The sequence below is a fragment of the Variovorax sp. Varisp53 genome (genome assembly GCF_059491555.1).
The window spans coordinates 461,654-480,987 of the sequence record NZ_CP168512.1; the positions used below are offsets into that span (position 1 = coordinate 461,654).

At 67.4% G+C, this 19,334-nt stretch carries 14 protein-coding genes; all 14 read left to right on the top strand.

Features of this window, described 5'->3' with window-relative positions; all coding sequences use genetic code 11:
• Positions 1 to 53 precede the first annotated feature (53 nt).
• The 14 genes from ACEOAB_RS02040 (at position 54) to ACEOAB_RS02105 (ending at position 19,334) form a co-directional block, all read left to right on the top strand.
• The gene (locus ACEOAB_RS02040; RefSeq protein ID WP_413748920.1) at positions 54 to 611 is read left to right on the top strand and encodes a type VI secretion system tube protein Hcp; all 558 of its coding nucleotides are present in this window, start codon (positions 54 to 56) and stop codon (positions 609 to 611) included.
• A 28-nt stretch (positions 612 to 639) separates the two neighbouring features.
• The gene (locus ACEOAB_RS02045; protein WP_413748921.1) at positions 640 to 1,458 is read left to right on the top strand and encodes a type VI secretion system accessory protein TagJ; all 819 of its coding nucleotides are present in this window, start codon (positions 640 to 642) and stop codon (positions 1,456 to 1,458) included.
• Positions 1,451 to 1,966 carry a type VI secretion system baseplate subunit TssE gene (tssE, locus tag ACEOAB_RS02050; RefSeq protein ID WP_413748922.1) on the top strand — a complete coding sequence of 172 codons (516 nt, stop codon included), beginning with the start codon at positions 1,451 to 1,453 and terminating at the stop codon, positions 1,964 to 1,966. The genes ACEOAB_RS02045 and tssE overlap by 8 nt, the downstream gene beginning before the upstream one ends.
• A gap of 7 nt (positions 1,967 to 1,973) precedes the next feature.
• Positions 1,974 to 3,866 (top strand): type VI secretion system baseplate subunit TssF, encoded by a 1,893-nt coding sequence (tssF, locus tag ACEOAB_RS02055; RefSeq protein WP_056594619.1) that lies wholly within the window; start codon positions 1,974 to 1,976, stop codon positions 3,864 to 3,866.
• Positions 3,863 to 4,927, top strand: a complete 1,065-nt coding sequence (tssG, locus tag ACEOAB_RS02060; RefSeq protein ID WP_413748923.1) for a type VI secretion system baseplate subunit TssG — start codon at positions 3,863 to 3,865, stop codon at positions 4,925 to 4,927. The genes tssF and tssG overlap by 4 nt, the downstream gene beginning before the upstream one ends.
• Entirely contained in the window at positions 4,924 to 7,650 is a 2,727-nt protein-coding gene (gene tssH / locus ACEOAB_RS02065; protein WP_413748924.1) for a type VI secretion system ATPase TssH, read from the top strand. Before tssG ends, tssH begins: the two co-directional genes overlap by 4 nt.
• Before the next feature lie 49 nt (positions 7,651 to 7,699).
• On the top strand, positions 7,700 to 10,609 hold the full coding sequence (locus ACEOAB_RS02070) for a type VI secretion system Vgr family protein (RefSeq protein WP_495653427.1): 2,910 nt from the start codon (positions 7,700 to 7,702) through the stop codon (positions 10,607 to 10,609).
• An 18-nt stretch (positions 10,610 to 10,627) separates the two neighbouring features.
• Positions 10,628 to 13,222, top strand: coding sequence for a DUF2169 family type VI secretion system accessory protein (locus ACEOAB_RS02075; protein ID WP_413748926.1), 2,595 nt, complete (start codon positions 10,628 to 10,630; stop codon positions 13,220 to 13,222).
• Complete coding sequence (locus tag ACEOAB_RS02080) at positions 13,219 to 14,271, top strand: pentapeptide repeat-containing protein (RefSeq protein WP_056594657.1); 1,053 nt, start codon at positions 13,219 to 13,221, stop codon at positions 14,269 to 14,271. Before ACEOAB_RS02075 ends, ACEOAB_RS02080 begins: the two co-directional genes overlap by 4 nt.
• Before the next feature lies 1 nt (position 14,272).
• Positions 14,273 to 14,944, top strand: a complete 672-nt coding sequence (locus tag ACEOAB_RS02085; RefSeq protein WP_495653428.1) for a DUF3540 domain-containing protein — start codon at positions 14,273 to 14,275, stop codon at positions 14,942 to 14,944.
• Between the two features lie 33 nt (positions 14,945 to 14,977).
• The gene (locus ACEOAB_RS02090) at positions 14,978 to 15,373 is read left to right on the top strand and encodes a DUF4150 domain-containing protein (RefSeq protein ID WP_413748927.1); all 396 of its coding nucleotides are present in this window, start codon (positions 14,978 to 14,980) and stop codon (positions 15,371 to 15,373) included.
• A 74-nt stretch (positions 15,374 to 15,447) separates the two neighbouring features.
• Positions 15,448 to 17,793 carry a type VI secretion system Vgr family protein gene (locus tag ACEOAB_RS02095; RefSeq protein WP_413748928.1) on the top strand — a complete coding sequence of 782 codons (2,346 nt, stop codon included), beginning with the start codon at positions 15,448 to 15,450 and terminating at the stop codon, positions 17,791 to 17,793.
• Between the two features lie 3 nt (positions 17,794 to 17,796).
• Positions 17,797 to 18,270, top strand: a complete 474-nt coding sequence (locus ACEOAB_RS02100) for a DUF6484 domain-containing protein (protein ID WP_413748929.1) — start codon at positions 17,797 to 17,799, stop codon at positions 18,268 to 18,270.
• Positions 18,271 to 18,281: 11 nt separating this feature from the next.
• Positions 18,282 to 19,334 (top strand): DUF2169 family type VI secretion system accessory protein, encoded by a 1,053-nt coding sequence (locus ACEOAB_RS02105; protein ID WP_413748930.1) that lies wholly within the window; start codon positions 18,282 to 18,284, stop codon positions 19,332 to 19,334.

Below are 19,334 nucleotides of genomic sequence, written 5' to 3' on the forward strand. Positions count from 1 at the left end.
GCCGGCGCGTGCGATTTCGATTCATCTTTTTTCTTTTGCACCCCGGAGGTGATATGGCATTTCTCGACGACGGCTCCTGGAGCCCTGAAGACGCCCGGCAGTTCTACGACCTGATCGGCACCGGCTCCGCGGAAACCGACCTTGTCATGCTGATCGAGAACAAGGGCGCGCCCGTCGAAGCCGAACTCGACCGCTCCTTCGAAGACGGCAAGGCGCGGCTGAACATCGGCGGCTACTACTGGTCGGTGCAGGTGCCCGAGTCGTCCAGCCAGAACCAGGTCGTGCCCAACAACCTGATCGTCGCGCGCCGCAGCGACGCGGCCACCGCCACGCTCGCCAGCCTGCTGCGCACGCAGGAGAAAGACCTGAAGGTCGTCATCAGCGCCTTCAAGGCCGGCGGCGACGAGCGCGCCCCCGATGCGCAGTCGACCTTCGAGCTGGTGCTGGAGAACGCCCGCATCTGCCGGCTGGTGCTCAACTCCGGCGGCCACTGGGGCGTGCCCTCGGAGCTGGTCTCCATCAGCTACCGCACGGTGAAGGTCAAGTCGGCGCCGCAGAAGACCACCGGCCTGCGCGGCGCGGTGCGCGAATGCCAGTTCACCCGCGCCTGAACGCCGCCACATCCAGGAGCCGCACACCATGACGACCGCCGCCGAACTCCTCAAGGCCGCCGACCCGGCCGCCGCCCTCAAGGCCCTGAGCGACGACGTGCGCGCCAGGCCCGCAGACAGCAAGCACCGCGTCTTCATGGCGCAGCTGCTGTGCGTGCTCGGCCAATGGGAGCGCGCGCTGAACCAGCTCAGCGTGGCGGCCGAACTCGACGCGCTCGCCGTGCCCATGAAGCAGGTCTACGGCGAGGCCGTGCGCTGCGAGGGCCTGCGCGCCGAAGTGTTCGCCGGCACGCGCACGCCGATGATCTTCGGCCAGCCCGACGAATGGCTGGCGCTGCTCATCGAGTCGCTGCTGCGCCAGGGCCGCGGAGAAAGCGAGCTGGCCGAGGACCTGCGCCAGCGCGCCTTCGACGGTGCGCCCGCCATCAGCGGCACCATCGACGGCACGCCCTTCGAGTGGCTCGCCGATGCCGACATGCGCCTGGGGCCGGTGCTCGAAGCCTTCGTCAACGGCAAGTACTACTGGATTCCGTACGCGCGCCTCGCGCACATCAAGATCGAGCCGCCCGAGGACCTGCGCGACTGCGTGTGGATGCCCGCGCACCTGCAGTTCGAGAACGGCGGCGAAACGCTCGCGCTGATTCCCACGCGCTACGAAGGCACCGAGAAGACCGAGGACGGCGAGCTGCTTCTTGCGCGCAAGACCGAGTGGCGCGAACTGCGCCCCGAGGTCTGGGCCGGCCATGGCCAGCGCGTGCTCGGCAGCGACGCGGGCGAGTACGCGCTGATGGACGTGCGCGAGATCCTGTTCACGCCCGAGGGCGGCGAAAGCAGCGCCGGTGGCTGAACTCACCGCGCAGGAGCGGCTGCAGCCTTCGCTGCTCGACCGCCTCGTCGACAACGCGCCCGACGAGAAGCGCGAGAGCGACGAGAAGCGCACGCTGACCAGGCAGGCGCTGCGCCAGGCCGTGCTGCGCGACCTCGGCTGGCTGTTCAACGCCACCGGCTACGGCCTTGCGATGGACGACAGGCAGTACCCGAATGCCGCACGCTCGGTCATCAACTACGGATTGCCTATGCTGTCTGGCCAGTTCACCTCGTCGGTGCAGCGTGTCAGCATGGAACAGGCTTTGAAGAACGCAATCCTGCAGTTCGAGCCGCGCATTTTGTCCCGCACACTCGAAGTGGAACTCGTCATGGAAGGCCCGGCACTGGACTCCCACAACAGCATCGGCCTGCAGATCCGCGGCATGCTGTGGGCGCAGCCGGTACCGCTCGAGTTCCTGATGCGAAGCCGCGTAGACCTGGAAGAAGGACGCATCGAGATCGTGGACATGGCGCAAAACCCAAGGTAAGTCCGACATGGACCCTCGGCTGCTGAGCCTGTACGAACAGGAACTGCGCTACTTCCGCGAAAGCTCTGCCGAGTTTGCGCGCGCGTTCCCGAAGATCGCGCATCGACTTGGCATCGAGGGCCAGGAGGTGGCCGACCCTTACGTGGAGCGGCTCATCGAGGCCACCGCGTTCCTGTCGGCGCGCGTGGGCCTGAAGCTCGACGCCGAGTACCCGCGCTTCACGGGCCACCTGCTCGACATCGTCTACCCGCACTTCCTCGCGCCGACGCCGGCGATGGTGATCGTGTCCTTCGTGCCCGACCCCGACGACGCGAACCTCGCGACCGGCCCGAGCCTGCCGCGCGGCAGCGGCCTGCGTGCGCGGCAGGCCGTGGGGCAGAACACGCATTGCGAATTCCGCACGGCGAGCGCGCTGCGCGTGTGGCCCATCGAGGTGCAGCGTGCGCAGTACTTCACCTACGCCCCCGACCTGCCGCTCAACACGCACCCGCAGTCGCGTGCCATCCGCGGCGGCCTGCGCATCGCGCTGCGCGCCACGGCCGGCCTGAACTTCAGCCAGATCGCGCTCGACGACCTCGTGCTGCACTTCGGAGGCGCCGAAGACGTGGCCTGGCAGCTGCACGAATGCGCGCTGGGCCAGCCCGTCGGCGTGCTGGTGCGGCCGCTGGCACCGAGCGGTGCCTTGCAGGGCGCGGCGCAGAGCCTGCCCGCCAGCGCCATCGGCGCGGTCGGCTTCGAGGACGACGAGGCGCTGCTGCCCGCCACCGCCACCGGTTTCTCGGGCTTTCGCCTGCTGCAGGAGTACTTCGCGTTTGCGCAGCGCTTCCAGTTCGTGCGCATCGGCGGGCTCGAGGCGCTGCTGGCCACGATGCCGGTGACCGATGTCGAGATCGTGCTGCTGTTCTCGCGCGGCGACGCGGCGCTCGAAAAGCTCGTGAGTGCCGACAACGTGCAGCTGCATTGCGTGCCCGCCGTCAACCTGTTCACCAAGCGGCTCGACCGCGTGGCCATGACCGAGGGCGTGAGCCAGTTCCACCTGGTGCCCGACCGCACGCGGCCGCAGGACTTCGAGGTGCACACCGTCACAGAGGTCATCGGCCACGGCGCGCCAGGCGCCGATGCGGCGGCGGTCGAGCAGCCATTCCGGCCTTTCTACTCGGCCTTCCACGGCAGCCGCACGAGCCACCCGGCCTACTTCACGACCACGCGCGAGCCGCGCATGCTGTCGGTGCGCCAGCGTACCGAGGGCAACCGCAGCAGCCACATCGGCTCCGAGGTCTACATGCAGATCGTCGATCCGCAGCAGGCGCCGTATGCGGCCACGCTGCGGCAGCTGGCGGTGACCGCGCTGTGCACCAACCGCGACCTGCCGCTGCTCATGCCGCTGGGCCGCGAGAACGACTTCGACTGCGTCGATTCCTTCCCCGTGCAGCGCGTGCGCATGGTGCGCGGGCCGTCGCGGCCGGTGTCGCCGGTGGTGAGCCAGGGGCTGGGTTGGCGCGTGGTCGATCACCTCGCGCTCAACTACCTGTCGCTGTCCGACAGCACGCCCGAGCAGGGCGCCGCCGCATTGCGCGAGACGCTGATGCTCTATGCCGTGCATGCCGACGAGATGCGCCAGGGCCAGGTGCGCGGGCTGCTGTCGGTGAAGTGCAAGCCCGTCGCGCGCAGGCTGCCGCTCAAGGGGCCGATCGCCTTCGGGCGCGGACTCGAAGTGACGCTCGAAGTCGACAAGGACGCCTTCCACGGCCACAGCGCGTTCCTGTTCGGTGCCGTGCTCGCGCGCTTCCTGTCGCGCCACGTGGAGGTGAATCATTTCGTCGAAACCGTGCTGCGCATCGCGGGCAAGGGCGAGACCATGCGCTGGAGGCCGCTGTGCGGGACGCGCCAGATTCTGTGAACGCGCGGGTCGATGCCGCGCTGCGCGAGTGGTCGGCGCAGCCGTGGGCCTTCGACTACTTCGCGGTGATGCGCCGGCTGGAGTCGGTCGCGAAGACCACGCCGCGCTGGGGCCGTGCCTTGCTACCGAGCGCCGAGCCTGTGCGCGTGGGGCAGGAGCCCTCGCTGTCGTTCGCGCCCGCGAGCTTCAGCCGCTTCGAGCCCGCCACCGCGCATTCGCCGCCGCGCCTGCGCCAGCAGTTCTTCGGCTACATCGGCCCCAACGGCCCGCTGCCGGTGCACCTGAGCGACTTCATCCGCGAGCGCAGCCTGAACCATGGCGACCCGACGTGGCTGGCTTTTCTCGACAGCTTCTCGCACCGCTTCTCGCTGCACTTCTATCGCGCCTGGGCGCAGTCGCGGCCTGCCGTGGCGCTCGACCGGCCGGGCGAGGACCGCTTCCGCCTGCAGATCGGCGCGCTGATCGGCATCGGCACGCCGGGCCGCGTGGACCGCGACGAGATCCATGACGACGCGCGCCTGCATTTCTCGGGCTGGCTCGCGCGCCGCGTGCACAACGTGGAGGGCGTGGAGTCGGTGCTGTGCAGCTACTTCGGCGTGCCCGTGAAGCTGGAGCGCTGGGTTGGCCACTGGATGAGCCTGCCGGCCGGAGAGCTCACGCGGCTGGGGCAGGGCGAGAGCTCGCGCTCGATGGGCATGGGCGCCATGCTCGGCACCCGTGCCTGGGACCGCCAGCACCGCGTGCGCCTGCACCTGGGGCCGCTCACGCTCGACCAGTACCGCATGTTCCTGCCGATCGGCAACGCACGGCCCGTGCTGCAGCGCTGGATGCAGCAACTGCTGGGCGACGAGCTGGAGTGGGACGCCGAACTCGTGCTCGAAAAGGCACAGGTGCCGCTCACGCGCCTCGGCGATGCGAAGGGCAACGGACCGCGCCTGGGCTGGGTCTCGTGGCTCGGGCAGCGCACACGTTCGCGCGACGCGGCGGACGTGCGCATCGGCAGCCAGCCTTTCAATCAACCCATCTTCATTCGTTCAGAAGAGATACGGAGTCCCTCATGAGTGAAATCAGCCGCACCGCCCTTTTCGGCAAGCTCAACTCGCTGGCCTACAAGGCCATCGAGGGCGCCACCGTGTTCTGCAAGATGCGGGGCAATCCGTACGTGGAACTGGAGCACTGGTTCGCCCAGCTGCTGCAAGTGCAGGACTCCGACCTGCACCGCGTGATCCAGCACTACGGCCTCGACGTGTCGGTCATCGCGAAAGACATGACCACCGCGCTCGACCGCCTGCCGCGCGGTGCCACCGCCATCAGCGACTTTTCGCCGCACATCGAGAACGCCATCGAGCGCGCGTGGACCTACGCCACGCTGCAGTTCGGCGAGGCGCAGGTGCGCACCGGCTACATCCTGGTCGGCATGCTCAAGACGCAGAGCCTGCGCAACCCACTGTTCGGCCTGTCGAAGCAGTTCGAGAAAGTGAAGGTCGAGGACCTGGCCGACAACTTCGCCAAGATCTGCGACGCCTCGCCCGAGGCCCAGATGCGCGCGCAGGACGGCACCGGCATGGGCAGCGGCGCACCGGGCGAAGACTCCGGCGCGATGGCGCCGGCAGCCATGGGCAAGGGCGATGCGCTGAAGAAGTTCGCGGTCGACCTCACCGAGAAGGCCAAGAAAGGCGAGATGGACCCGGTGACCGGGCGCGACGAGGAGATCCGCCAGATCGTCGACATCCTCATGCGCCGCCGCCAGAACAACCCGCTGCTCACGGGCGAGGCCGGCGTCGGCAAGACGGCCGTGGTCGAAGGCTTCGCGCAGCGCCTCGCGCGCGGCGACGTGCCGCCGCAGCTGAAGGACGTGAAGCTGCTCACGCTCGACATCGGCCTGCTGCAGGCCGGCGCCAGCATGAAGGGCGAGTTCGAGCAGCGGCTGCGGCAGGTGATCGACGAGGTGCAGAGCTCGCCCACGCCCATCATCCTGTTCATCGACGAGATCCACACGCTGGTAGGCGCGGGCGGCGCGGCCGGCACTGGCGATGCAGCCAACCTGCTGAAGCCAGCACTGGCGCGCGGCAACCTGCGCACCATCGGCGCCACGACGTGGGCCGAGTACAAGAAGTACATCGAGAAAGACCCGGCGCTTACCCGACGCTTCCAGGTCGTGCAGGTGCCCGAGCCCGACGAGACCAAGGCGATCCTGATGCTGCGTGGCGTGGCCAGCGTGCTCGAAAAGCACCACCGCGTGCAGCTGCTCGACGAGGCCATCGAGGCGGCGGTGAAGCTGAGCCACCGCTACATTCCCGCGCGCCAGCTGCCCGACAAGGCCGTGAGCCTGCTCGACACCGCCTGCGCGCGCGTGGCCGTGTCGCAGCACGCGACGCCGCCCGAAGTGGAAGACTGCATGCGCCGCATCGAGGGGCTCACGGTCGAGCAGGAGATCATCGGGCGCGAGGAGGCCATCGGCATCGATGTGACCAAGCGCGCGGCGCAGGTGGCGGCACTGCTCGACGAATCGAAGACCCAGCTCGAAGGGCTCAATGCGCGGTGGAAGGAAGAGAAGGGGCTGGTCGACCGGCTGCTCGAACTGCGCGCCAAGCTGCGGGCGGGGAACAAGCCGGTCGATGCGCCAGCCGGCGGCGATGCCAAGGCCGACGTGCCCCCACCCCAACCCTCCCCCAGCGGGGGAGGGAGTGAAGACAGGGCGGTGCTGTTGGAAGAACTGCACACGCTGCAGGCCAAGATCCACGCGGTGCAGGGCGAGTCGCCGCTCATCCTGCCCTCGGTCGATGAGCAGGCGGTGGCCTCGGTCGTCGCCGACTGGACCGGCATTCCCGTCGGCCGCATGGTCAAGAACGAAGTGGAGGCGGTGCTCAAGCTCGCCGACACGCTCAACCAGCGCGTCATCGGCCAGAAGCACGGTCTGGAGATGATCGCGCGCCGCATCCAGACCTCGCGCGCGCGGCTCGACAACCCGCAGAAGCCCATCGGCGTGTTCATGCTTTGCGGCACATCGGGCGTGGGCAAGACCGAGACCGCGCTCGCGCTGGCCGAGGCGCTCTACGGTGGCGAGCAGAACATCATCACCATCAACATGAGCGAGTTCCAGGAGGCGCACACCGTCTCCACCCTCAAGGGCGCGCCGCCGGGCTACGTGGGTTACGGCGAGGGCGGCATCCTGACCGAGGCCGTGCGCCGCCGGCCCTACAGCGTGGTGCTGCTCGACGAAGTGGAGAAGGCGCATCCCGACGTGCACGAGATCTTCTTCCAGGTGTTCGACAAGGGATGGATGGAAGACGGCGAGGGCCGAATGATCGATTTCAAGAACACGATCATCCTGCTCACTACCAACGCCGGCAGCGAGCTGGTCATGAGCATGTGCCGCGATCCCGAGCTGCTGCCCGATTCCAATGCGCTGGCCGATGCACTCAAGGCGCCGCTGATGAAGGTGTTCCCACCCGCGCTGCTGGGCCGCATCGTCACCATTCCCTACTACCCGCTGTCGCCCGAGATGATGAAGAAGATCGTGCGGCTGCAGCTGGGCCGCATCAAGAAGCGCGTGGAGACAAACCACGGCGTGCCCTTCGAGTACAGCGACGCGGTGGTCGAGCAGGTGGTCGCGCGCTGCCAGGACCCGGAGTCGGGCGGGCGCGTGATCGACGCGATCCTGACGAACACCGTGCTGCCGACGATTTCGGTCGAGTACCTGCAACGGCTGGCGTCGGGTGGGGAGATCCGCCGGGTGGCGCTGGACGTGAAGGACGCCGACTTCACCTACGCGTTCGACTGATCAATCGGCTCACCGACTGACCGACAAGCCTCCACCTCAAGAGAAAAAGATGGCCGACCACGAGTTCCGCATCGAGAGCGATTCACCCGCCAAGGACGACCTGATGTTCTGGCGCATCGTGGGGCACGAGGCGCTGGCGCGCCCGTCGGCCTACGAGCTCACGGTGATCTCGACGAACAAGGCCATCGATGCCAAGGACATCCTCGGGCATGCCTTCGACGTGGTGATCGAGTTCAAGGATGCCGACGGTGGCACGCACGAGCGCCACTGCCAGGGCCATGCGGTGCGCTTCGTGCGCGCGGGCCACATGGGGCGGCACTACGAATACCGCATCGCGCTGCGCTCGTGGTTCTGGCTGCTCACCAAGCGCGCCAACTCCCGCATCCTGCAGGAGAAGAAGGTGCTCGAAGTGCTCGACGCGGTGTTCGAGGACAGCCCCATCAAGCGCTTCAAGAAGACCAAGGCCGACAATGTGATCGGCAACCACAATCCGCGCCGCTACTGCGTGCAGCACCAGGAAAGCGATTACCAATTCCTGTCGCGCCTGTTAGAAGACGAAGGCATCTACTACTGGTTCGACGCGCACGACGCGCCCGGCACCATGCACATGTCGGACGCCAGCGACATGGCGCACGACAAGCTGCCCGCCGCCGACACCTTGCGCCACATGGCGACCAACGCCGCCGAGCCGCGCTTCAACGAGATCTCGCGCTGGGTGAGCGGGCGCCAGTTCGACACCGGCAAGCACGCCTCGCGCGACAGCGACTTCAAGGCCATCAAGAAGAAGCTGGGCGCGGACATCGATGCATCGGACGACCACGAACTCGCGAGCCTGGAGCTCTTCGAGTTCCCGGGCGGCTACTTCAGCGGCGACGATGCCGAGACCCGGGCCAAGCTGCGCGGCGACGAACTCAGTGCGCGCCGCGATCGCCACTGGGCCGTGACGCCATGGCCCGACGTCACGGCCGGGCGCGGCTTCAAGTACGAGGGCGACCCCGACGGCACCCGCAACGGCGACTACATCATCGCGGCCTGCACCTTCGTCGCCAGCCATCGCGGCTACGAGGGCGTGAGCGGCAACACCCTGGCGCAGCCCGTGCACGCCGCGCTGGCCGACGTGCTGCGCGACGACGCGGTGAACGCCGACACGCTGCCCGTGCTGGAAGAGATCATCGCGGCCACGCCCGCGCTCTCGGCCGCGCAGACCGGCAGCAGCATCTTCCTGCTCACCGTGATGCCGGTCGAGCGCCTGTTTCGCACGCCGCGCCTCACGCCGCGCGTGACCATGCCGGGCCCGCAGACCGCCATCGTCGTCGGGCCCAAGGGCGACGAGCTGCATGTGGACGACCACGGCCGCGTGAAGGTGCACTTTCATTGGGACCGCTACGACGAGAGCAACGAGAAGTCGACCTGCTGGGTGCGCGTGTCGCAGCCCTGGGGCGGCAAGGGCTGGGGCGGCTACTTCATTCCGCGCATCGGCCAGGAGGTGATCGTCGACTTTCTCAATGGCGATCCCGACAGGCCCATCATCGTCGGCCGCGTCTACAACGACGACCAGCCCATTCCCTACAAGTCGCCCACGCAGAGCGGCTTCAAGACCCGTTCCACGCCCGGCGGCGGTTCGTCGAACTACAACGAGATCATGTTCGAGGACAAGAAGGGCGAGGAGAACATCAACATCCACGCCGAGCTGGACATGAGCCGCAGCGTGGAGCGCGACGATTCCACCACCATCGACCGCGACCAGAGCGTCACCGTCAAGCGCGACCAGACCAACCACGTGGACCGCGACCGCAAGAGCACGGTGACGCGCAACGACACCAACATGGTAGCGGTCGATCAGAAGAACACGGTCAAGGGAAAGCAGAACAACCAGGTGGTGGGCGACCGCACCTCCTTCGTCGACAGCAACGACACGCTGACCGTCACCGGCACCCGCACCACCGACGTGACCGGTGCCCGCACCGACACCTCGCGCGCGGGGGAGACCCGCAACGTGATCGGCAACCAGACCATCACGGTGAGCGGCAACCTCACCTACAAGGCGGCGAAGATGAGCTTCGAGGCCGCGCACATCGACTGGATGGTGACGGGGGCGAGTTCCAAGTACATCACTGTGCCCAGCGGTCCTCTCGCCTTGATGGCCAACAAGATCAAGCTGATGGGCAATACCGGCATCGAAATGATGGCGGCGGGCAACATCGACCAGACGGCGGTGGGGTCCAACACCACCATCCTCGGGCCCAACACCAGCGGCTACATCGGCAACAACTCCGAGGCGAACCTGGGCATCACCAGTTCCACCTTCATGGGGATGAGCATCGAGAATTCGGTGTCGCTGGCGATGAGCAACTTTGTCGGTGTGGCCATCGAGAACACGCTTGCCGTCAAGCTCATCAACTGTGCGGCGCCGGAGATCAAGGCGGTGTCCACCGCTGACGTGGACTTGACGCCGCTGAAGGTCATCACCCCTGGGGGCGGTGGCGGCGGCGCCGGCGCCGCCGCGGTTGCCGGCGTCATCGGCCTGGCGGCGGGCGTGGGCACAGCGATCAAGGGCATCGGCGACACACTGAAGCAGTACGCTGATGCGGCCGATGCGTTGACGACTGCTTCCGAAGAAGCCGCGCAGGCGGGTCTGCCGGGGCTTGCGGGCCGGCTCTCCACGCTCGCGAGAATCACACGTGATCGCCGCTCGCAGGGCGTCGCGGCGGCGGGCACCGCTGCCATCGGCATCTTCATGCCTCCGGCGATTCCTCTTTTTCTGGCCATGGGCGCGGGAGCGGCTGCATCCATGGCGACGGATGACGCTGGGGCCGCAGCGCTCGGTGACGACAGGTCCACCAACGCCGACGGTTCGTCCGCCAGTTCGAGCGCCTACGGGGAGCGTGCAACCCCCTGGACGCCGCCCACTGGCTCGGGGTCGGGCTCTGGCGGCTCCGGCTCCGGCGGCGGTTCCTAGGCGCAGCGGCAGACGATCATGCAGGTCCTCAAACCCCAGGCGCTCGGCCTGTCGACGCGCCCCATCGAGTTTCGCAAGCGCTTCGGCCTCAGCATCAGCGCCTGCCTGCACTTGCCGTTCGCGCAAGGCGAGCACGGCACGCTGTGGGCGGAGCAGTCGATGTGGTCTTTCCTGGCGAAAGAAATGGCTCAGCCGTTGATTGACGAGGGTGTGGCCAAGCTCACACCGGAGTTCCTGGTGCACGGCAAGGCGTTTCCTCCTCCGGATCGATCGGCCGGCTGCGCGGTGCGCGCCCGCTTCGGCACGCGAGAGAAGACCTTGCTGGTGCTGGGAGACCGCTACTGGGATGGCTCCGCTCCGAGCGAGGCCAGACCCTTCGAGGAGATGCCGCTGGATTGGTCAAGGGCCTATGGCGGGCCGGACTTTCCCCTCAACACCGGCGGCCGCGGCAGAGAGAGGTCGGACGGCACGGCCTGGTTGCCCAACATCGAATTGCCGCACGACCGCCTGCTGCGCCCCGACCAGGCCGTCGCACCGGCCGGCATGGGTGCGCTGGACGTGATGCACCCCCAGCGCGTGCAATACCGCGGCACCTACGATGCCGACTATCTGAAGCTGCATGCGCCGGGGTTCGCACCCGACACCGACTGGCGCTATTTCAACCTGGCACCGTCCGACCAGTGGATGGACTCCGCACTCGCTGGCGACGAGTCGTTCTCGTTCGAGAACATGCACCCGCAAAAGCGCCTGATCGAAGGCCGCTTGCCGGGCATGCGCGCACGCGTTTTCGTCGGCTACAGGATGGCGGTCGGCGAGCCCAAGGTGCGCGAGGTGCCGCTGCGGCTGACGACGGTGTGGTTCTTTCCGCATGCCGAGCGCTGCATCGCGATCTTCCAGGGGCTGGCCGAGGTCGGAACCGACGACGGCTCCGACGTGGTGAGCCTCATGGGTGCGGTCGAACGCATCGGCCAGCGTCGCTCCGATGCGTACTATCTCGCCGCCGCCGCGAAACGTGCCGATCCGAAGATGGGGCCCATCTACTCGATCGTCGACAGCGACCTGCTGCCGGAAGGAGTGAGCACGCTCGACCCTGATGTGGAGGCCGCGAAGGCACCCTTCGAATTGCAAGGCCTGCAGGCCGAAGCGCAATACCACCGCGCCGAGATGGAAGTGGCGCTCGCCCGCGAGAAAGCCGTTGCCATGGGCAAGGACCCGGATGCGCTGGGTATCCGGATGCCCGAGCGCGAGAAGGTTCCGGTAGGCGACGAGCTGCCGGCCTATCTGGAAAAGAAGATGAAGGAGGCCGAGGCCCAGCGGTGGGCGGCGATCGAGACTGTGGTCACGACGATCGAACGGGCCCTGGCGATGACGCAGGAGCAGAAGATCGACCTCGAGAACCTGCAGCACCGGGGCCCGCCGAAGTATGACCCCGACAAGCACATGGCCGAGATGCGCGCGCAGGCGGCCGCAGGTACCCGGCCGCTCGATCTGTCGCCGGTCTTTCCCAGGTTGTGCCAGATCGAGGACGCGCATCGCGCCGGCTACCTCCAGGCCGCGCACATGCAACTGCCGGCCTTCGCGATGCCGAAGGACGAGGCGGCGAAACTGCGCGCAGAGATGGCGCGCGCCGGCGCGGCCAGCATCAAGTTCTTCGCGGGCATCGACTTCACGGGGGCCGATCTTTCGGGCCTGGACCTGAGGGACGTGAACCTGGAGGGCGCGTGGCTGGAAAGCGCGAACCTCGCCAATGCCAATCTCTCGGGCGCCAACCTTGCGGGCGCGGTGCTGGCGCATGCGAACCTGGAGGGCGTGATCGCCATCGGCACGAAGTTCGGCAAGGCCAACCTCGGCAAGGCCCGGCTCGCGGGTGGTGTCTTCGACGACGCCGACTTCACTGATGCAACGCTCATGCACTGCGCATTCGCCGGAACGCAGATGCGGCGCGCGATATTCGCCAAGGCCAATCTGCTGGAGACCACGTGGGGCGATGCCGACTGGACAGGCGCAGACCTGGGCAGGCAGGTCTTCTACAAGCTGGACCTGAAGGGCATGCGCTGGCCGGAGGCCAACCTGTGCGGCTGCAGCTTCATCGAGTCGGACCTCTCGGGTGTCGACATGCATGCCGCGAAGATCGAGAACGCGACCTTCGTCACCAGCAGGCTCGACGGCGCGAAGCTGATGGCGGCGCAATGCTCCGGGACCGTGGCGGTCAAGGGAAGCAGCCTGGCCGGCGCGGATATGAGCCAGGCCGATCTGCGCAACTTCAATTTTGGCGCTTCCGATGCGCGCGGCGCCAAGCTGATCCGCGCGGTGCTCGATGGCGCCAACCTCTGCGAGGCACAGCTCGAGGGAGCCGACCTGAGGCTTGCCAGCGCCAAGGGTGCGCTGATGCGCAAGACCATCTGCGCCAATGCGCTGCTGTCGGGCGTGAACTTCAGCGACGCGATCTTTCAGTCGGCGGATCTGCGGGGGGCCGACTTGCGGCGCAGCAATCTCTTCGGGGCCGACCTCGGCCGGGTGCGGCTGGACGGGTCGACGAGCTTCGATGGCGCATTGCTCAAACGGGCGCGCACATGGCCTCGACTCACGGCGCAACAGCAGGCGGCGGCATGAGTCCGGGTCTTCTTGCCATTGCCGTCAGCGTCGGGGAAACGCTGGAAGGGCTCGACCTGAGCAAAGGGCGCTATGCCGGGTTGCCGCTGGGTGGCGGGATCTTCTCGCAGGTCAATTTCGCCGAAGCGGATCTGCGCGGCGCGGACCTGCGCGAGACGGTATTCAATGTGTGCGACCTGCGTGGCGCCATCGCATCCGGCGCCAACCTGCGCAAGGCCGTCTTCAACCGCTGCAAGCTCGATCACGTGGACCTGCGCGAGGCCAACCTGCACGGTGCCGTGTTCGCGGAGTGCGACCTGACGCATGCGCAGATGGCGCAGTCGTCGATGACGATGGCCACGGTGACCCGCTGCAGGCTGGACCATGCCGTGCTGCGCGGCGTGCCGCTCGACTCCGCGGTGATCAGCCAGTCGGTGCTGCTCGACGTATGCGCCGACGACACCAGCTGGCAATACACCACCGTCAACGAATGCGATCTCTCGCACCTGACGTGGACCGGCGCACGCATGCTGCGCAATGTGTTCTTCAAGACCTCGCTGAAGGGCATGTCGTTTGCCGGGCTGGACCTGAACGGCTGCCAGTTCTCGTCCGCCGACCTGAGCGGGGCCGACTTCAGCGGCGTCACGCTGCAGCAGTGCAACTTCCAGGGCGCGACGCTCGATGGCGCGAAGTTCGCGAAGGCCGTCGCGCCGTCGGCGATCTTCTGCGCGGCCACCGGGAAGGCTGCCGACTTCTCCGGCGCAAGGCTGCGGCAGGCGCTCTTCACCGGTGCCGTTTTGCCGCAGGCCAACTTCACAGGCTGCGATCTGTACCAGACCCATTTCGCGGGCGCGAAAGTGCAGGGCGCCAACTTCAGCGGCGCCGAGCTCACGTACGCCGACTTCCGCCACGCCGATCTCGCCACGGCCGACCTGCGCCGCGCCACCATGCTGCGCACCGTGCTGCATGCCGCCATCACCGAAGACGCACAGATGACCGACCGCGCCCGCGCGCTAGAGACCGACCCGGAGCTGTCGGAATCGGAGCGCTGGCAGCCGCTGGTCGCCTGACATGACGAACACAGAGGGAACCACCATCATGAACAACGAAACCTCAATGCCGACGAAAGCGCGCACCGGCAGGAAGAGCCAGGCCGCGAAGGCCATTCCCGGCGAATGGTGCGTGGGCATTCTCGGAACCGATGCGAAAGGCCGACAGGTCGTTGCCAGCGGCGATCTGAAACTGCGCGCACGCCGCGCAGCGAGCTGCCTGCTGGAGCCGGCGGCGGGCGACAGCGTGGCCTGCCTGCGCATCGCGCCCGATGAGGTGTGGATCATGGCCGTGCTGCTGCGGGAAGAGGGCACGGCCAATGTCCTGAGCTGTGAGGGCGGCACCGGCATGCGCATCGCTGCCGAGGGCGGACGCATCGAACTGGCAGCCGAAGAGCTCGACATCGCCACCCAGCGCACGCGCCTGGCCACCGACAGCGCCGACGTCGTCGGCCGCCAGCTCAGCGTGGTCGGCACCAGCCTCAAGCTCGTCGGCTCGGTGCTTTCGTCGGTGATGGACCGCGTGCAGCACTTCAGCAGGCACTACCTGCGCACCACCGACGGCATCGACCGGGTAGCGGCCACGCATGTGGAGTGCGAGGCGAAGCAACTCATGCGTCTCGAAGGCGAGCACACGCTGATCAACGGTCGCGAGTTGGTCAAGGCGCGCGGCGCTCAGATCCACTTCGGCTGAGGCGTCGAAGGAACGAACAGGGAGAAACAGGAAATGTTCGCCAACTGCCAGCTGATGGGCACGGACATGGGCTTTCCCGATGTCTGCATCACGCCCGCCGCGCCGTCGCCGATTCCGGTGCCGTACCCGAACATCGCCATGGGCCCCATGGCGATTCCGAACTGCCCCACGATCCTCATCATGGGCGGGCCGGCCCACAACCTCGGCACCACCATTCCGATGACCAACGGCGACAACTCCGGCGTGCTGCTGGGCGTGGCCTCGGGCACGGTGATGGGGCCGAGCCGCCATCTCACCGGGGCTTTCACGGTGCTGTTGATGGGCATGCCCGCATCGCGGCTCACCAGCGTGTCGCTGCAGAACAGCACGAATTGCCCGGGTGTGCGCACGGTGCCGAGCCAGACGCTGGTGCTGTTGCTGGCGCCATAGGCCACACGGCTGCTTCACGGCGAGGCCGCGAGGCGGCATGGTTCGCAAAGGAGCACGAAGAGGGAGCGCATGGCATGGCCGATCACAAGTTCAGCATCCAGGGCGATTCGCCCGTCGTCGACAAGCTCATGTTCTGGCGCATCGCGGGCCATGAGGTGCTCGCGCGCCCCTCGGCCTACGAACTCACCGTGCTGACGGACAACGAAAGCATCGATGCCGCGGACATACTGGGCCGCTCCTTCGATGTCGCGATCGAGTTCGCCGATGCCGACGGCGACACCCACAAGCGGCACTGCCAGGGGCATGCCGTGCGCTTCACGCGCGTGTCGCAAAGCGGGCGCTTTCTCGAGTACCGCATCAGCCTGCGCTCGTGGTTCTGGCTGCTGAGCAAGCGCGTCAACGCACGCATCCTGCAGAACAAGCCGGTGCTGGATGTGATCGACGCCGTGCTGGACGACGGCCCCATCGGCAGCCTCAAGAAGATCAAGGCCGGCGGCGTGGTCGGGCCCCATGAACCCCACGTCTACTGCGTGCAATACCGGGAGAGCGACTACCAGTTTCTTTCGCGCCTTCTGGAAGAAGAGGGCATCTACTACTGGTTCGATGCGCACGACGCGCCCGGCACCCTGCACCTGTCGGATGCCAGCACACTGGCGCACGAGAAACTGCCGGTTGCCGACACGCTGAACCATGTCGAGCGCGGCGCGTCGGAAGGGCGCTTCAACGAGATCACGCGCTGGGTCAGCTCGCGGCAGTTCGATTCGGGAAAATTCGCGTCGCGCGATCGCGACTTCAAGGTCATCAGCAAGCAGCTGGACGCGGACAAGGGCGACCCCGACACGCATGAGCTGTCCGACCTGGAAGTGTTCGAGTTCCCGGGCGGCTATCAGTCGGGCGACGACACCGACAACCTCGCGCAGCTGCGGCTCGACGAGCTGGTCGGCCGGCGGCAGCGCCACTGGGCGCTGACCGGCTGGCCTGACGTGACCGCCGGGCGCAGCTTCTCGTTCAAGGGCGACCCCGACGGCAATCGCGACGGCGACTACCTGATCGCGGCCTGTACCTTCGTCGCGAGCCACCCCGGCTACGAGGGCGCGAACTTTCCCGAGGGCCAGCGGCCGATCGGCAGCGTGCTGCACGAGGCGTTGGCCGATGACCCCGTCAACGCCGGGCTGGGCGAGCTGGTGAGCGACCTGATCGCCGAGACGCCGGCGCTGCGTACCGGCCAGCGCGCGAGCAGCAGCTTTCTGCTCACGGTCATTCCGCTGAACACGCCGTGGCGCCCGCCGCGCCTGACGCCGCGCGTGACCATGCCCGGGCCCCAGAGCGCCATCGTCACGGGCCGCAGCGGCGAGCAGATCTGGACCGAGGAGCACGGCCGCGTGAAGGTGCAGTTCCACTGGGACCGCTACGGCAAGAACGACGAGAACAGCTCGTGCTGGGTGCGCGTGTCGCATCCCTGGGCCGGCAAGAGCTGGGGCGCGATCAGCATTCCGCGCATCGGCCAGGAAGTGATCGTCGACTTTCTCGACGGCGACCCCGACCAGCCCATCGTCATCGGGCGCTTCTACAACGGCGAATCGATGGCGCCCTTCGGCCTGCCGGCAGGTGCCGTGGTGAGCGGCATCAAGTCGAACACGCACAAGGGCAAGGGCTACAACGAGCTGTCGATGGACGACACCGCCGGCAAGGAGAAGGTGACCATCCACGGCCAGTACGACATGAACACCACGGTCGAGAACAACCAGACGACCACCGTGCACAACAGCCGCACCGACACCATCGACGTGGACGACTCGGAGAGCGTGGGCAACAACCAGAAGCAGCACGTGGGCGTGAATCAGACCGTGTCGATCGGCGCCAACCGCAGCGAGACCGTGGGCGGCACCGAGACCATCGTCATCACGGGCCATCGCACCGAGACCGTGAACGGCGGCGAGACCGTGACGGTCAACGGCGGGCGCAGCCACACAGTCAACGGCATGCAGACCACGACCATCTCGGTGGCCGAGGCGCACACGGTGGGGGCGGGCCGCATGCACAGCGTGGGCGCGGGCGAAGCCATCAACGTTGGGGGCGTGCAGACAGTCAGCGTTGGCGGTGCACAGATGGTGAGCGTGGGCGGCCTGCAGAAAGTGAGCGTGGGCGCGCTGCAGTCGATCAGCGTGGGCGGCCCGCACAAGCTGTCGGCGGCGGTGATCGCCGAGACATCGAAGGGGCCGATCAAGATCAAGGCGGGCGCGATCTGCATGGTCGAGGCGCCCACCATCATGCTCAAGGCAGGCGGCAGCAAGATCGTCATGAATGCCAGCGGCATCACCATCAAGGGCGCCAAGATCACCATCAAGGCCGATGGCACTGCATCGTTCAAGGCCGGGGGCTCGATCAAGATCAAGGGCTCCAACCTGGGGGAGGACTGAGCCGTGGAAGACCACACCGATCTCCAGAGTGCGCGCAGCGTGCTGCACAGCGTGGCGGCCTGGTCGAAACTGTCGGGCCAGGGCGTGGCGGTGGCCGCCTTCGCGGGCTTCGATGCCGAAGGGCGGTTCCTGGTCACGCTGGGCGACGGCATGGCGCCGGTGCAGGCGCTGTCGACCGTGGGGCTGACGCCCGGCGATGCGGGCGCAGCCATCGTCGTGGCCTTCGAGCAGGGCGAGGTGCGGCGTCCCGTCATCGTCGGGCGCTTGCAGCCGTCACGCACCGGAACACCGGCGCTCGATGCACGTGTGGACGGCGAACGCGTCGTGCTGCAGGCGCGCGAGCGCATCGAACTGCGCTGCGGGGAGGCCAGCATCGTGCTCACGCGCGCGGGCAAGGTGCTGATCAACGGCAACTACGTGCTCTCTCGCTCGCGCGGCGCCAACCGCGTCAAGGGCGCGTACGTCGGCATCAATTGAAGAGGCGTGCCATGTGGCAGCTCGACAACCGCACGCCCTACGCCGCCGAACGCACCTGGGTGCGCGACCGCGACGGGGCGGAGATCTGGCTCGTGGCGGTGAAGTGCAGCTTCGACATTTCGCCCGATGGCGAGACGAGCATCGCGCCCGAACAGCCGCCCGTCGCGCAGGCACCCGTCTTCATCGACGAGTCCGCGCCCCAGCCGAGCCTGCTCTACGAGATGGACCTGGTGCGCACCAAGCTGACGACCGACGTGCTGCTCATCGGCCATGCGCATGCGCCCGGCGGCGTGCCGGTGACGCAGCTCGACGTGGGCCTACGCGTCGGTCCGGTCGCCAAGCGGCTGCGCGTGACGGGCGATCGCGTGTGGCTGGGCGGTTCGCCGTCGGAGCCCGAACTCTTCAGCACGATGCCGCTGGTGTGGGAGCGCGCCTACGGCGGTGTCGATCCATGGACGCGCGATGCGCCGAATCCGCAGTTCGACGTGCGCAACCCCGTGGGCACCGGCTTCGCGCTCGAGGCCGCGCATGCGGAGGGCCTGCGGCTGCCGAACATCGAGTATCCGGAGCAATGCGTGCGGACGTGGAGCGACCGGCCGGAGCCCGCGGGGTTTGGGCCGCTGTGCAACCACTGGCAGCCGCGGGCGGGTTTCGCGGGGACGTATGACGAAGCGTGGCAGCGAGATCGGTTGCCGTTGCTGCCGGTGGACTTCGATGACCGGCACTATCAAAGCGCACCTGCAGATCAGCAGGCGCCGCAGTTTCTCGTGGGCGATGAGCCGGTGCTGATGGTGCATCTGGCGCAGCAGCCCGAGATTCGCTTCACGCTGCCGCGCGTGCTGCTGGGTCTCGAAACCTTCTTCTCCGACGGTACGCAGGTGCTGCATGTGAGACCGCAATTGCACACCGTGATCCTCGAGCCGGCAGTGATGCGCGTTTCGTTGGTCTGGCACAGCGCGCTGCCTTGCCATCCCAAGGTTCACAAGCTGCTGAAGACGCGCATCGTCGAGAAACGGTTGCTGCGCCTGGGCGAGACCGTGCCCGAGCAAGCGGTGGAGGCCTGA

What these genes read in the sequence shown, in the direction of transcription:
- ACEOAB_RS02085 (WP_495653428.1), top strand. Translation starts at nt 14,273, where the DNA reads ATGACGAACACAGAGGGAACCACCATCATGAACAACGAAACCTCAATG.
- ACEOAB_RS02045 (WP_413748921.1), top strand. Translation starts at nt 640, where the DNA reads ATGACGACCGCCGCCGAACTCCTCAAGGCCGCCGACCCGGCCGCCGCC.
- ACEOAB_RS02090 (WP_413748927.1), top strand. Translation starts at nt 14,978, where the DNA reads ATGTTCGCCAACTGCCAGCTGATGGGCACGGACATGGGCTTTCCCGAT.
- ACEOAB_RS02080 (WP_056594657.1), top strand. Translation starts at nt 13,219, where the DNA reads ATGAGTCCGGGTCTTCTTGCCATTGCCGTCAGCGTCGGGGAAACGCTG.
- ACEOAB_RS02070 (WP_495653427.1), top strand. Translation starts at nt 7,700, where the DNA reads ATGGCCGACCACGAGTTCCGCATCGAGAGCGATTCACCCGCCAAGGAC.
- tssH (WP_413748924.1), top strand. Translation starts at nt 4,924, where the DNA reads ATGAGTGAAATCAGCCGCACCGCCCTTTTCGGCAAGCTCAACTCGCTG.
- ACEOAB_RS02040 (WP_413748920.1), top strand. Translation starts at nt 54, where the DNA reads ATGGCATTTCTCGACGACGGCTCCTGGAGCCCTGAAGACGCCCGGCAG.
- tssF (WP_056594619.1), top strand. Translation starts at nt 1,974, where the DNA reads ATGGACCCTCGGCTGCTGAGCCTGTACGAACAGGAACTGCGCTACTTC.
- ACEOAB_RS02095 (WP_413748928.1), top strand. Translation starts at nt 15,448, where the DNA reads ATGGCCGATCACAAGTTCAGCATCCAGGGCGATTCGCCCGTCGTCGAC.
- ACEOAB_RS02105 (WP_413748930.1), top strand. Translation starts at nt 18,282, where the DNA reads ATGTGGCAGCTCGACAACCGCACGCCCTACGCCGCCGAACGCACCTGG.
- ACEOAB_RS02075 (WP_413748926.1), top strand. Translation starts at nt 10,628, where the DNA reads ATGCAGGTCCTCAAACCCCAGGCGCTCGGCCTGTCGACGCGCCCCATC.